This is a genomic window from Pseudomonas sp. Sample_11 (assembly GCF_004307505.1).
Classification (GTDB): Bacteria; Pseudomonadota; Gammaproteobacteria; order Pseudomonadales; family Pseudomonadaceae; genus Aquipseudomonas; species Aquipseudomonas atacamensis.
In genome coordinates this window covers 1-13592 of the sequence record NZ_RCOD01000072.1, presented here as the reverse complement: position 1 = coordinate 13592, position 13592 = coordinate 1, and the positions used below count along the sequence as shown (strand labels likewise).

General features: G+C 60.1%; 11 protein-coding genes. 7 read left to right on the top strand and 4 right to left on the bottom strand.

Annotated elements, in window-relative coordinates; genetic code table 11:
• Positions 1 to 62: 62 nt before the first annotated feature.
• From mdtD to yccS, 4 genes are all read left to right on the top strand, one after another.
• Complete coding sequence (mdtD, locus tag D8U60_RS19610) at positions 63 to 1490, top strand: multidrug transporter subunit MdtD (RefSeq protein WP_041476772.1); 1428 nt, start codon at positions 63 to 65, stop codon at positions 1488 to 1490.
• Positions 1491 to 1802: 312 nt separating this feature from the next.
• Positions 1803 to 3188 (top strand): ATP-dependent RNA helicase DbpA, encoded by a 1386-nt coding sequence (dbpA, locus tag D8U60_RS19605; RefSeq protein ID WP_024014613.1) that lies wholly within the window; start codon positions 1803 to 1805, stop codon positions 3186 to 3188.
• Positions 3189 to 3346: 158 nt separating this feature from the next.
• A complete protein-coding gene (locus D8U60_RS19600; protein WP_130900720.1) occupies positions 3347 to 4525 on the top strand; it encodes an NAD(P)/FAD-dependent oxidoreductase in 1179 nt (392 codons plus the stop codon).
• 218 nt (positions 4526 to 4743) lie between these two features.
• Complete coding sequence (gene yccS / locus D8U60_RS19590; RefSeq protein ID WP_076564406.1) at positions 4744 to 6918, top strand: YccS family putative transporter; 2175 nt, start codon at positions 4744 to 4746, stop codon at positions 6916 to 6918.
• A 156-nt stretch (positions 6919 to 7074) separates the two neighbouring features.
• Here yccS and D8U60_RS19585 read toward each other — a convergent pair whose 3' ends face one another.
• Entirely contained in the window at positions 7075 to 7812 is a 738-nt protein-coding gene (locus tag D8U60_RS19585; RefSeq protein WP_071173870.1) for a transporter substrate-binding domain-containing protein, read from the bottom strand.
• Positions 7813 to 8067: 255 nt separating this feature from the next.
• Here D8U60_RS19585 and D8U60_RS19580 point away from each other — a divergent pair, with 255 nt between their 5' ends.
• Positions 8068 to 8520: a GNAT family N-acetyltransferase gene (locus D8U60_RS19580; protein WP_130900719.1), complete on the top strand. Its 453-nt coding sequence runs from the start codon at positions 8068 to 8070 to the stop codon at positions 8518 to 8520.
• A 123-nt stretch (positions 8521 to 8643) separates the two neighbouring features.
• On the opposite strand, the gene D8U60_RS19575 is transcribed toward D8U60_RS19580, so the two are convergent.
• The 3 genes from D8U60_RS19575 to D8U60_RS19565 are packed head-to-tail and all read right to left on the bottom strand — an operon-like array spanning position 8644 to position 11621.
• Positions 8644 to 8940, bottom strand: coding sequence for a winged helix-turn-helix domain-containing protein (locus D8U60_RS19575; protein WP_016772794.1), 297 nt, complete (start codon positions 8938 to 8940; stop codon positions 8644 to 8646).
• Between the two features lie 18 nt (positions 8941 to 8958).
• Positions 8959 to 9453 carry a M48 family metallopeptidase gene (locus D8U60_RS19570; RefSeq protein WP_038861199.1) on the bottom strand — a complete coding sequence of 165 codons (495 nt, stop codon included), beginning with the start codon at positions 9451 to 9453 and terminating at the stop codon, positions 8959 to 8961.
• Positions 9454 to 9497: 44 nt separating this feature from the next.
• Positions 9498 to 11621 (bottom strand): EAL domain-containing protein, encoded by a 2124-nt coding sequence (locus tag D8U60_RS19565; RefSeq protein ID WP_130900718.1) that lies wholly within the window; start codon positions 11619 to 11621, stop codon positions 9498 to 9500.
• 313 nt (positions 11622 to 11934) lie between these two features.
• Here D8U60_RS19565 and D8U60_RS19560 point away from each other — a divergent pair, with 313 nt between their 5' ends.
• Positions 11935 to 12603: a polysaccharide lyase family 7 protein gene (locus tag D8U60_RS19560; protein WP_016772792.1), complete on the top strand. Its 669-nt coding sequence runs from the start codon at positions 11935 to 11937 to the stop codon at positions 12601 to 12603.
• Between the two features lie 457 nt (positions 12604 to 13060).
• The gene (locus D8U60_RS19555; protein WP_130900717.1) at positions 13061 to 13423 is read left to right on the top strand and encodes a DUF6124 family protein; all 363 of its coding nucleotides are present in this window, start codon (positions 13061 to 13063) and stop codon (positions 13421 to 13423) included.
• The last annotated feature ends 169 nt before the right edge of the window (positions 13424 to 13592 follow it).

Below are 13592 nucleotides of genomic sequence, written 5' to 3'. Positions count from 1 at the left end.
TCCGTTGAGGCATTCCCACGCAGAGCGTGGGAACGATCATCAAACAGACCACACGAGGTTCCATGCCCAACCGCCCGCCTCTCGACGCCATCACCGCCCGCTGGTTGCCGTGGGTCGTTGCCATCGCGTTCTTCATGCAGTCCCTCGACGGAACCATCCTCAACACCGCGCTGCCGGCCATGGCCAGCGATCTGGCCGAAGACCCGTTGCGCATGCAGGGTGTGATCATCGCCTACATGCTCACCGTGGCCCTGCTGATCCCGGCCTCCGGATGGATCGCCGACCGCTTCGGCACCAAGAAAATCTTCTTCGGCGCGATTCTGCTGTTCAGCTTGGGCTCGTTGCTGTGCGCGTTATCCAGCAGCCTGAGCATGCTCATCGGTGCGCGGGTGATCCAGGGCCTCGGCGGTGCGCTGATGCTGCCGGTCGGGCGGCTGGTGGTGCTGCGTGCCTATCCGCGCTCGGAACTGGTGCGGATCATGGGTTTCATCACCATTCCCGGCCTGCTCGGCCCGCTGATCGGCCCGACCATGGGCGGCTGGATGGTGGAATACGTGACGTGGCACTGGATCTTCCTGATCAATCTGCCGGTCGGGGTGATCGGCTGTTATGCGGTGTGGAAGTTCATTCCCGACCTGCGCGGCACGGAGCGCACACGCTTCGATAGCCTCGGTTTTCTACTGTTCGGCGCGGCGATGATCCTCATCACCATTGCCATGGAAGGCCTTGGCGAATTGCACCTGCCGCACCTGCGGGTGATGTTGCTGCTGTTCGCCGGCATGGCCTGTCTGGCGGCGTACTGGCTGCGCGCCGGGCATATCGAGAATCCGCTGTTTGCGCCGTCACTGTTCAAGACCCGCACCTTCGCCGTTGGCATTCTCGGTAACCTGTTCGCGCGACTGGGCAGCGGTGCTCTGCCATTTCTGGTGCCACTGCTGCTGCAAGTCGCGTTGGGCTATTCGCCGTCGCAAGCCGGGATGAGCATGTTGCCGCTGGCCGCTGCGGCGATGGTCGCCAAGTGGGTCGCGCGGCCGCTGATCGAACGCCTCGGCTATCGCATCGTCCTCACCGGCAACACCCTGGCGCTGGGGATCATGCTGGCGAGCATGGGTCTGGTCAGCGAGCAGACGCCGTACTGGCTGCTGCTGTGCCTGCTAGCCGTGCTGGGTGCAATCAACTCGCTGCAATTCACCGCGATGAATACGGTGACGCTGATCGACCTCGACGATGCCAGCGCCAGCAGCGGCAACAGTCTGCTGTCGGTGGTCGCGCAGTTGTCGCTGAGCCTCGGCGTGGCCTGCGCCGGTGCGCTGCTGGGTGGCTTCACTGCGAAGGTCGGCAACGATGGCGTGGAAACCGTGCTCGGCGCGTTCCAGCTGACCTTCGTCACGGTCGGCGTGATGGCGATGCTGGCGGCGACGATCTTCTCGCAGCTGTCCAAGGAAGACGGGCGCCGGGCGAAACGGCCACAGGAGCACATCGAACACTGATTGTGCTGGAGGACATCTGTGGCTGCTGAAGGACTTCCGTGGCGAGGGGATTTATCCCCGCTGGGTTGCGCAGCAGCCCCAAAAAGGTTGGATGCGGTCAGCCGGATGAATTGAGGTGGCAGGTATTGGGGGGTGCTGCGCACCCCATCGGGGATAAATCCCCTCGCCACAGATAAATCCCCTCGCCACAGATAAATCCCCTCGCCACAGGTAATCCCTGGCTCGGGTTCAATCGCTGTTCGTCCAGAACTGTCGAGGAAACTGGCACGGGGCTGCTACACTGCGCGACATTTTGTTTTGCAGGCCAGTCCCGTGACCACCATCGCCACCGCTTTTAATACTCTGCCGCTGTCCGCCGCCATGCTGGCTAACCTCGAATCACTCGGTTATGCCCAGATGACGCCGATCCAGGCGCAGAGCTTGCCGGTGATCCTCAAGGGGATGGACCTGATCGCCCAGGCCAAGACCGGCAGCGGCAAGACCGCCGCGTTCGGCATCGGCCTGCTCAACCCGATCAACCCGCGCTACTTCGGGTGCCAGGCGCTGGTGATTTGCCCGACCCGCGAACTGGCCGATCAGGTGGCCAAGGAAGTCCGTCGTCTGGCCCGCGCCGAAGACAACATCAAGGTCCTGACCCTGTGCGGTGGCGTGTCGTTCGGCCCGCAGATCGCTTCGCTGGAACACGGCGCACACATTATCGTCGGCACCCCGGGGCGCATTCAGCAGCACTTGCGCAAGGGTTCGCTGGTGCTCGATGGCCTGAACACGCTGATCCTCGACGAAGCCGATCGCATGCTCGACATGGGTTTCTACGACGCCATCGAAGACATCATCATCAAGACCCCGGAGCGCCGGCAGACTCTGCTGTTCTCCGCGACCTACCCGGTGGGCATCAAGCAACTGGCCTCGAAATTCATGCGCGATCCGCAGACCGTCAAGGCTGAAGCCTTCCACGACGACACGCAGATCGAGCAGCGCTTCTACGAGATTTCCCCGGAAGAGCGCATGAGCGCGGTGACCAAAGTCCTGCACCACTTCCGTCCGGCGTCCTGCGTGGCGTTCTGCTTCACCAAGCAGCAGGTTCAGGAAACCGTCGATCACCTGACCGCCAAAGGTATTTCCGCCGTTGGCCTGCACGGCGATCTGGAACAGCGTGATCGTGATCAGGTACTGGCAATGTTCGCCAACCGCAGCACCTCGGTGCTGGTTGCCACCGACGTCGCCGCCCGTGGTCTGGACATCGATGCGCTGGACATGGTGATCAACGTCGAGCTGGCGCGCGATTCGGAAATCCACATCCACCGCGTCGGCCGTACCGGTCGCGCGGGCGAGAAAGGCATCGCCATCAGCCTGGTCGCGCCGTCCGAAGCTCATCGTGCGCAAGCCATCGAACAACTGCAGAAAGCGCCGCTGAACTGGGATCAGATCGACAACCTCAAGTCCCAGGGCCTGGCGCCGCTGCAACCGCCGATGACCACCCTGTGCATCGGCGCTGGCCGTAAAGACAAAGTGCGCCCGGGCGACATTCTTGGCGCACTGACCGGCGAAGCGGGCATTCCCGGTGCGCAGGTCGGCAAGATCGCGATCTTCGATTTCCAGGCCTACGTCGCTGTCGAGCGCACGGTGGCCATGCAGGCCTTGCAGCGCCTGAACGACGGCAAGATCAAGGGCCGCTCGTTGCGCGTGCGTATTCTGTAAGCGATCTTCCATCCATAGGAGATCCCCTGTGGGAGCGGGCTTGCCCGCGATGACGGCCTGACAGACAACATTTATGTTGAATGTGCAGACCTCATCGCGGGCAAGCCCGCTCCCACATGGGTCACAGGTGATTTTGAATTTTGTGTGAGGACACCGTTTTGCGCTCTACCGAAGTCGTGATCATTGGCGCTGGCGCCGCCGGCTTGATGTGTGCCCTGACCGCCGCCGGGCGCGGGCGTCAGGTGTTGCTGCTCGACCACGCGAACAAGGCCGGCAAGAAAATCCTCATGTCCGGCGGTGGCCGCTGCAATTTCACCAACATGTACACCGAACCGAGCAATTTCCTTTCGCAGAACCCGCATTTCTGCAAATCGGCGCTGGCGCGTTACACCCAGTGGGATTTCATCGGTCTGGTCGGCAAACATGGCGTGCCGTACCACGAGAAGAAACTCGGCCAGCTGTTCTGCGATAACAAATCCAGCGACATCCTCGGCATGCTCCTTGATGAGTGCGATCAGGCCGGCGTCGAGCTGCACCTGGACACCTCGATCCAGACCATCGAAAAAACCGACAGCGGTTATCTGCTCGACACCACCCTCGGCCAAATCCAGTGCCAGTCGCTGGTGATCGCCACCGGCGGGCTATCGATTCCGACCCTGGGCGCCACCGGTTTCGGTTATCAAGTCGCCAAACAGTTCGGCCATGAACTGCTGCCGACCCGCGCCGGTCTGGTGCCGTTCACCATCACCGATCAGCTTAAGGAACTCTGCACCGAATTGTCCGGGACGTCGGTGGATTGTCTGGTCAGCTGCAATGACCAGAGCTTTCGCGAGAACATTCTGTTCACTCACCGTGGCCTCAGCGGCCCGGCGATTCTGCAGATCTCTTCGTTCTGGGAACCCGGCGACACGGTGGAAATCAACCTGCTGCCGGATCACGACGCGGCGAGCTGGCTGCAACAGCAAGTCGCCGAGCGTCCGAACAGCGAGCTGAAGACCTTGCTTGGCGAGATCTTCACCAAGAAAATGGCCAATCTGCTGGCGGACAACTGGTTTGTCTCCAAACCGATGAAGCAGTACACCCATGCTGAACTGGCGGAGATTGCCGAGAAGCTCGGCAGCTGGAAGGTTGTGCCGGCGGGAACTGAAGGCTATCGCACGGCTGAGGTGACCCTGGGCGGCGTCGACACCCGCGAGGTGTCGTCCAAGACCATGGAATCGCTGAAAAGCCCCGGCCTGTACTTCATTGGGGAAGTGCTCGACGTCACCGGGCATCTGGGTGGCTTCAACTTCCAGTGGGCCTGGGCCTCGGGCTACGCTGCTGCGCAGTTCGTCTGACCGGAACAACACTCCCCGTGTAGAAGCTGCCGAAGGCTGCGATCTTTTGATCTTGTTTTTACAGATCAAAGTCAAAAGATCGCAGCCTTCGGCAGCTCCTACAGGGGGGCGCGGGCGATCAAGGAACACTTTTTGCTGTCAGATGTGCTCGACGCCATTGCGTCGGCGTCATTACTGGCTCAATTTAGCGGCATCGCCTCGGAAGGCTTTCGCACTTCATGTCCTCGACCTCGTTTCGTCAGTCTTTGCGGCGCCTGTGGGCGCTGGATAAATTCAGCTACAGCGTGCGGGTATTCATCGCCCTGACCGGCAGCATGGCGCTGTGCTGGTATCAGGATGAAATGGGCCTGCTGATCCCGTTGTTCCTCGGCATCATCGCCAGCGCCCTGGCCGAGACCGACGACAGTTGGCAGGGTCGTCTCAACGCTCTGGCGGTGACGCTGGTGTGTTTCAGCATCGCCGCGCTGTCGGTGGAATTGCTCTTTCCCTACCCGATCATTTTTGCCGTAGCCCTGGCGCTGGCCAGTTTCGGTCTGACCATGCTCGGCGCGCTGGGCGAGCGTTACGGTGCGATCGCCTCGGCGACGCTGATTCTGTCGGTGTACACGATGATCGGCGTCGATCAGCGCGGCGGCGCGGTTACCGATTTCTGGCATGAACCGATGCTGCTGGTCGCCGGCGCGGCGTGGTATGGCCTGCTGTCGGTGCTGTGGCAGGCGCTGTTTTCCAACCAACCGGTGCAGCAAAGTCTGGCGCGGCTGTTCCGTGAACTGGGCCTGTACCTGAAGCTGAAATCCTCGCTGTTCGAGCCGATCCGGCAGATGGACGTCGAAGCCCGCCGCCTCGAACTAGCGCAGCAGAATGGCCGCGTGGTCGCCGCCCTGAACACGGCCAAGGAAATCATCCTGCACCGGGTCGGTAACGGTCGGCCCGGCTCGAAAGTCAGCCGCTATCTGAAGCTGTATTTCCTCGCGCAGGACATTCACGAACGCGCCAGCTCTTCGCACTACCCTTACAACGCGCTGGCCGAGGCGTTCTTCCACAGCGACGTGCTGTTCCGCTGCCAGCGCCTGCTGCGCCAGCAAGGCAAGGCCTGCCGGGCCTTGGCCGAGTCAATCCAGATGCGCCAGCCGTTCATCTATGACGCCAGTTTCGCCGAAGCCCTGAACGACCTGCATGCCTCCCTTGAACATTTACGCATCCAGAGCAACCCGGCATGGCGCGGCCTGCTGCGCTCGTTGCGCGCACTGGCGGCCAACCTCGGCACCCTCGACCGCCTGCTCAGCGATGCCAGCAACCCCGATGCCCTGGCGGACGCCACCGACAGCAGCCTGCTCGACCGCTCACCGCGCAATCTCAAGGACGTGTGGATTCGCCTGCGTACACAACTGACGCCGACCTCGCTGCTGTTCCGTCATGCCCTGCGCCTGCCGCTGGCACTGAGCATCGGCTACGGCATGGTGCACCTGATTCACCCGTCGCAAGGCTACTGGATCATTCTCACCACGCTGTTCGTCTGCCAGCCGAATTACGGCGCCACCCGGCGCAAACTCGGCCAGCGGATCATCGGCACGGCCATTGGCCTGACGGTGGCGTGGGCGCTGTTCGATCTGTTCCCCAACCCGGTGGTGCAATCGTGCTTCGCCATTGCTGCCGGCGTGGTGTTCTTCACCAACCGCACCACCCGCTACACCCTGGCGACGGCGGCGATCACGATCATGGTGCTGTTCTGCTTCAATCAGGTCGGCGATGGCTACGGGCTGTTCCTGCCACGGTTGTTCGATACCTTGCTCGGCAGTTTGATCGCGGGTCTGGCGGTGTTCCTGTTCCTGCCGGACTGGCAGGGCCGGCGCCTGAACAAAGTGCTGGCCAACACCCTGACCTGCAACAGCATCTACCTGCGCCAGATCATGCAGCAATACGCCGCCGGCAAGAGCGACGACCTCGCTTATCGCCTGGCCCGCCGCAACGCGCACAACGCCGACGCGGCGCTGTCGACGACACTGGCGAACATGCTCATGGAGCCGGGACACTTCCGTAAGGAGGCGGATGTCGGCTTCCGTTTCCTGGTGCTGTCGCACACGTTGCTCAGTTACCTTTCCGGGCTCGGCGCACACCGCGAAACGCAACTGCCGGCGGATGTGCGCGAGCATCTGATCGAAGGCGCCGGGGTGAAACTGGCGACCAGCATCGACGAAATCGCTCAAGGCCTGGCGAGCAAGCAGCCGATTGCAATTCAGAGTGATGAAGAAGAAGCGCTGGCCAATGAGCTGGAACAGATGCCGGATGAAATCGATGAAGGGCAGCGGTTGGTGCAGACGCAGCTGGCGCTGATTTGCCGGCAGTTAGGGCCGCTTCGGACATTGGCGGCGCATTTGATCAAAGAAGTCTAGCTACAAGTTTCAAGCTGCAAGCTGCAAGCTGCAAGCTGCAAGCTTCAAGTTAGAAGCCGGGTTGCGTTCGGCTTGTAGCTTGTAGCTTGTAGCTTGTAGCTTGTAGCTTGTAGCTTGCAGCTTGCAGCTTGTAGCTTGTAGCTTGCAGCTCCCCCACTACATTCCATGCCGCCGCAATAACTTCTCATAAGTCCCGTCAGCCTTCATCGCTGCAATCGCCCGGTCAAACCCGGCGACGATCTGCTCATGCTGCGGATTCTTCAGGCTGACCAGAATATGCAGGCTGTTTTCACTCAACGGTTTGGGTAAAAACTCCACCGAATTGCGCACCTTGGCCGATTCCCGCGCCAGGTAATACTTCGCTACGTACTCATCCTCAAGCGTCAGCTTGACCCGATCCGCCGCGAGCATGCGAACGCCCATGGCGAAGTTGTGCACAGGGACTTTCTGCATCGCCGTATCGGCATCGAACGGGGCGGAATAGGCATAGCCGCGCACCACCGCAATCGGATAGGTGTGCAGTTGCTCGAGGCTGTTGTATTCAATGGGTGCGTCTTTGCGCTTGAGGAAGCGGATGCGGTTGATCAGGTACTCACCGGAAAACTGGCCGATCTGCGTGCGCTCATCGTTGTACCAAGCGTTGACCAGCACGTCGTAACGCCCCTCGCCAATCCCCAGCAATGCGCGCGCCCATGGCACTTGCTCGTAACCGCTGGCATAACCGGCGCGAGCCAGTGCGGTGCTGACAATGTCAGTGGCCAGGCCACCATTGACCAGTGCATCGTCGGTAAACGGCGGCCAGTTATCGAACGCCAGCCGCAGCTTCTGCGCCGCAGCATCCTGGCCGAGTACCAGCAGTCCGATCAAAGCAACGGCTTGAAGCAATCGCAGCATGCTTGAACATCCTCAGCGGGCAACCGCCCGACGTGGTTTCACGTCAAAACCCAAGGCCCCTTACCGGCAAAACCCAAGCATTGAACATTAGCTCATGGGAGCCAGTGGACAGTGCTCTTGAGCAGATTACACAAAGTCGCAGCCAGCGTGAGAAAGGAATAGTGGCATTTTGACCTTTATCACAGACTGTTGCGCCATACAGACATACGGCGCTGCTGCGCTTAGTATCGGGCGACATGGTCAAGGAATCGAAAAATGACAATCGAGTGGATCTGCAAACATCATCGTGATCTGGGCAAAGAGCAGTTGTACGCCTTGTTGAAGCTTCGCTCTGATGTATTCGTGGTCGAACAGAAATGTGCTTATCCGGACCTCGACGGCCAGGATCTGGTGGGCGATACCCATCACCTGATGGGTTGGGAGGATGATCAGCTGATGGCTTATCTGCGCCTGCTGGACCCGGAATCCCAGGGCGGCGACGTGGTGATTGGCCGCGTGGTGACCGCGCCCGCCGGCCGTGGCAAAGGGTTGGGCCACGCGATGATGGAACAGGCGCTGAAGCAGGCCGAAAAGCACTGGCCGCAGGTACCGATCTATCTGTCGGCGCAGGCACACTTGCAGGGGTATTACGGCAAGTACGGGTTCGAAGTGGCGGGCGAGGAATATCTCGAGGATGGGATTCCCCACATAGGCATGCGTCGTTCTTGAGGGCCTCATCGCTGGCAAGCCAGCTCCCACAGGTTCATCGCTCGTTCACGAAAACCGTGTTCGCTGGAGATCCCTGTGGGAGCTGGCTTGCCAGCGATTGCGTCAGTTCAGGCGCCGCTGGATTCAGGGGTATTCCAGCACCGCTTTTATCTGCCGCAAATTGCGCTCGATCCAGCCGCGATCAATCGCTCCCCACTCACGAATCCGATAGCGCCCGGCATGATTGCGCGCGCCCTCTTCCTGTTCGAACTCACAGATGATGTCCAGATCGGCCAGCGCGGCAATCGTGTCCTGCGCCGTGCGTCGCGGCATGCCGGTGACTTCGGTTAGCGTCGGCACACTCGGCGCCAGGCCGCTATCGATCAGATAAGCCACGTACAAACGGCGATAGAAACTGCTCTTGGTCTTGCTGACGTCCATCCACACCTTCCTGATTGGTCAAGCCTGCATATCCCGCCACGTCAGGTACACACGCAGATCGAACTCGATCTGGTGATACCCCGGCAGCATGTGCTCGCACAGTTTATAGAACGCCTTGTTGTGATCCGATTCCTTGAAGTGCGCCAGCTCGTGCACCACGATCATCTTCAGAAAATCCGGCGCGGCGTCCTTGAACAGCGCGGCGATGCGGATTTCCTTGTTGGCCTTGAGCTTGCCGCCCTGCACCCGCGACACCGTGGTGTGCAGACCGAGCGCGCGGTGGGTCAGGTCGAGGCGGTTGTCGAACAGCACTTTGTCGATGGCCGGCGCATTGCGCATGTACTGCTGTTTGAGATCCAGCGCGTAGCTGTACAAGGCCTTGTCGCTCTGCACGTCGTGTCGCCCTGAATAGCGCTGATTCAGGTATTCACCCAGGCGCCCTTCGGCAATCAGTTGGCGCACCTGATCCTGCAATTGTGCGGGGTAGGCCTGGAGGTACTTCAACACAGTCATGGACGAGCGACGCGGTTCGAAAAAGGTCCGCCAGTGTAGCGAATTCAACCGGGCAACGCGCTCCAGTCAAACGGTTCAACGAAGCTGACCGCGTCTTCGGCGATCAACGGCCGCGCGACGAGGAAGCCCTGCACGTATTCGCAACCATGGGTTTGCAGCCACTGATATTGCTCGAGGGTTTCCACCCCTTCGGCAATCACCAGCAGGCCGTATTGCTTGCACAGATCGATGACCATGCGCACCAGCGCCGCATCACGTGGCGAGTCCGGCAGGCGCGCGATCAAGTGGCGGTCGAGTTTCAGCGTATCCAGTTCGAGATCGCGCAGATGCGCCAGCGAGCACGGCCCCGAACCAAAATCATCCAGCGCCACGCGCACCCCGAGATGACGCAGCAGCCGCAGTTGCTTGCGGGTTTCGTCCGGGTTTTGCATCAACGCTTCTTCGGTGACCTCGACTTCCAGTTGCCGCGGTTGCAGCGCATGGCGTTCCATGACTTGACGCAATTCAGTGACCAGATTCGGCAGGCCGAACTGGGTGTTGCTCAGGCTCACGCCGAGCACCAGGTCTTCGGCGAACAAGGTTTCCCAAGCTTTGCGCTGACCGGCGCCACGGTGATAGATCCAGCTGCCGAGGCGACTGATCAGGCGCGCCTCTTCCAGCAACGGCAGAAACAACCCCGGCGGCACATCGCCGACGCTCGGATGCTGCCAGCGCAGCAACGCTTCGAACCCACGAATCTGCCCGCTGCCGATCGCCACCTGCGGCTGATAGACCAGATTGAAATCGCGATTCTCGATGGCCTCGCGCACGCTGTCTTCAAGCATCAGACGCGAGCGTGCGCGACCGTTCATTTCATGATCGTAGAAGCGGTATTGCTGGCGCCCGGCACGCTTGGCTTCGTACATGGCAATGTCCGAAGCGCGCAGCAAACCGTCGAGATTGCGCCCGCAGTCTGGATAAGTAGCGATGCCGATACTGGCGCCAAGGACGATATCCAGGCCTTCGATCTGCTGACACACCGATACCCGTTCGATAAGTTTTTCGGCAATCTTCGCCGCTTGCTCGGGAAACTCCAGATCCAGCAGCGCGGTGAATTCATCACCGCCCATGCGCGCAAGAATATCGAACGGCCGCAGGCACGCCTTCAGTTGCTCGGAAACCCAGCGCAACACGCGGTCGCCGGCGTCATGGCCGAGGGAATCATTGACCCGTTTGAAGCCATCGAGATCGAGGTAGAGCAGCACCCAGCTGCTGTCGCTGCGTTCCCCGCGCAACAACAGGTTTTCCACCGTCTGGTAGAACCCGCGCCGATTGAGCAGCCCGGTCAGCGGATCGGTCACCGCCTGAAATTCCAATTGCTGGTGCAAGTGACGCACCACCGACATGTCCAGCACCGTCACCACCATCGCGTGCTGCTCCGAGGGCAGCGGCGCGCAGGACAAGGCCACCGGCACTTGCTGCCCGGGCGCAGTACGCAACAACGCATCATGCAGGCGCAGGGTTTCGCCACGTTGGTAGCCGGCGTAGAACTCGGAATCGGCCCACAACGCAATGTGCGGCTTCTGCAGGAAATCGAGAAACTCCTTGCCTTCCAGATCCTTCACCGGCGCATTGAGCAGTCGCGAAATCGCCGGGTTGGCGAAGCGGATCACGCCGTCCTCGCTCAACACCAGAATGCCTTCGGCGGCGTTGTCCAGCACCGAGGCATTGAAGGCGCGCGCCACTTCCAGGTCATGACTGAGGCGTTGCAGGGCACGGCGATTGCGCTGGTGCTCGAGCAGCGCCTGGACCTTGGGCTTGAGGATTTGCGGATCGAACGGCTTGAACAGGTAATCCACCGCGCCACTGGCGTAGCCCTTGATCACGGCATCCTGGGATTGCTCGTTGGCGGTGAGGAAAATGATCGGTGTCAGCCGCGTACGCTGGCTGCCGCGCATCAACCGTGCGACCTCGAAACCGTCCATGCCGGGCATCTGCACATCAAGCAGGACCAGGTCGATGTCGTGTTCGAGCAAAAGGTTCAGCGCCTCGAAACCGGAGGCGGCGGTCATCACGTGCCAATCCTGACGCTGCAGCAACGCGCGCATGCTGATCAGATTTTCGGGGTAATCATCGACGATCAAAAGGACCGAGCTGCCTTCACCTGGCTGGGGTTGCGCGCATTCCATGCTGCTTCTCTTATCGGGACCGGTTGCCGGCAAAACCATAGACGTAACTGAGCCTTCACTCTAGACGCGGATGCCGCAAAGCAGAAGCTGTCGTCACGCCATCATTTGGCCAATGTTCCGTCGAGCCGACTAACGGTCACCGCCAGAGCCCCCGAAAACCGGGCGAGATGGCATTTCGACAGGACTTTGACGTCAAGTAATCGCCGGGCGGGCATTAACAAAAATTGCCGCTACGCTTATAAAGACGCCCGAAAACGCGCGGGCTAGAGCTTCTGGCACCGGCGTTCCGGATGAATTGATTGGAAGAACCGTCATGATCGACCTCGCAACCTGGAACCTCAGCGTTCCTGTTGGCAGCCCGCCGTACACCGTCGAAACCTCAAAACTGGTGGATGGCTTCAAGGATCAGTACTTCCATTCCGACACCGGCACCCTGTTCTTCTGGTCCCCGGTGACTGGCTCGAAAACCGAAAACGCCATCTACCCGCGTACCGAACTGCGCGAAACCTACAGCAACGGCACCCTGCGCAACTGGTACTACCCGGACGCCGACAACCTGCTGCGCGCCACCCTCGCGGTGAACAAGGTGCCGAGCTCGGGCAAGATCGTCATCGGCCAGATCCACGCGTACGAAAGCCAGCGGCCGATGGTCAAGCTCGAATATCAGTACAAGGAAAAAACCCAGACCGGCAATCTGGTGATCAAAGTGCGCATGCGCCCGGACGACGCCGAAAGCCGCGTCATCACCCTCGCCACCGGCGTCAAGCTTGATCGTGAATTCAACTACCTGATCCACCTGAGTCCCGGCGGCGCACTGGGCGTAAGTGCAGCGGGGTATCAATGGGACTCACAGATCAGCGCGACCTGGCGCGACAAGCCGCTGTATTTCAAGGCTGGGGTGTATGTGCAGGACAACACCGGGTATACCAGCGAAGGTGGGCAGGTGACGTTTACCAAACTGGATATTGATCACGACAAGTAGCGCAAATCCTACTGTAGGAGCTGCCGGAGGCTGCGATCTTTTGATCTTGTTTTTGATTCTAAAAAGACAGAATCAAAAAGATCGCAGCCTTCGGCAGCTCCTACCTTTAAACAGCGCTGTTTAGAGCTGTCAGCGGTTACTTCCGGATGCCTACAACAGCTTGCGTCGTTGCCTACCACTACGCCAGAATTCGCCGGCTTGTGCGCCTGGCGGGCCATCGGTAACTTGATTCGTGTCACTGATTCCCAGTGATCGGGTTTAGTAGCCCGTGGTTTCAAGCGTGATGCACAAGCATCTGTCAGTCGGGGATTTCGATTCCTGCGCTTGATGGCAGCTGTGCGCAGGGCACCTTCGGGTGCGCCGGCTTGCTCGAAACCCCGGTCTACTAACCTGCGTACAGTTGCCTCCACTTTGATTAGTAGCCAGAGCGGAGGCACTCCAATCAGGTTTCGAGCAGATGACTAAATCAACGCCACACCCGCCGGTCACCGACCCGGCCTCGCCATACGAATCCCTCGACTCAAAAAAACTCAACGACGCTGCCGAACGCGCCCTCGACCACTACCTCAACCCCGCCGCCCTTATCATGGCTAACACCAACGAACCCGAGCCCATGTACTTCGCAAACCCGAAATACAACACCGAATCCCTGCTGGCCAACGCCAGCGAAACCTTGGGCTCAGCCAGCGTCATGCTCAACAACTTCGCCGCGATGCTCGACAACTCGCATCGCAAAACCGCGCTGGGGATCGCGCAGGTCGTCATGCTCGGTGAACTGGCAGTGAATCAGGCACTGGATCACGTTGAACTGAAGGAGTAGTCACTGATAAAGGACTCTTCGTCGACGAGCTCACCTTCAATCCAGCAGTCATGCCCACGCTTGAAGAGATAGCGGAAATATTTGTTTAATTACGCCCACAAAAAACCCGCCTCTCCAGACTGTGTGAAAACCTAGCAATCTGCGCAGCGCTCAAAGAAAATGCTCCGTA